Source organism: Paenibacillus sp. CMAA1364 (assembly GCF_054373195.1).
In genome coordinates, this window is record NZ_JBITNB010000068.1 from 1 (window position 1) to 800 (window position 800).

Annotated in this window: 1 protein-coding gene; it reads right to left on the reverse strand. The window is 38.5% G+C overall.

Annotated elements, in window-relative coordinates; genetic code table 11:
- Positions 1–240: 240 nt before the first annotated feature.
- Positions 241–800: GNAT family N-acetyltransferase (locus tag ACH8E3_RS16680; protein ID WP_458633772.1), on the reverse strand; the 560-nt coding region annotated here is incomplete at its 5' end.

Genomic DNA, 800 nt, shown 5'->3' on the forward strand with positions numbered 1-800 from the left:
AATCTCGTTCATCTTGTTCTATACATATTATCTTAAGGGGATTTCACCTAACGTTGCGTATTTCTGACGTCCAAACGGCTTAAGGACTGTAGGTCCGGGTGGCTTTGCCACTTAGCCGGTTGGATGTGTCGCCTGATTTCACTTCTTCGAAAACCCTCCTGGCGACCGAGGAGCGACAGAGACGATGCTGAAAAACATTGTTATGCGATGTTACTGTCCTCTTCGAAATACTTTCGAATATTATTCTTCAAATTTCTTTACAAATCTATATCCATTAATATCAAATCCCATTTTCTTGTAAAACTCGTGTGCTTCCATTCGCTCTGGTTTAATACCGCTTGTTAGGAAGAGACTTTTTGATCCCTTCTCCTTTGACCAACTTTCAATAAATCTTATTAATTCCTTTCCGATTCCTTGGCCTTGATACTTCCCCCTAGTAACTAATGCCGAAACCTGTGTTGTAACTCCATCTCCTTCGTAATAATACACTAATCGTGCACCTATCATCCCCACTACTTGATCTTCTAGAGATGCTACAAATGTATAGTATAGTGAATTTGCTTCTATCGATTTCATTCTAATCTTCATACTATTAATATCAGTTGGATACCCTAAATCAGTCATTAATTCAGTTAAAGATTCTAAGTCACTTGAATTGTATTCCCGTATAGAAATCAATTTTCGCTCTCCTCTTTTGGAAGATAAATTTCTTTTGAATTGGCTTAAAAATATTACAGTAATTTCGCATAACGTTGCGCATTCCTGACGTTCAAGCGGCTTAAGGACCGTAGGTCCGGGTC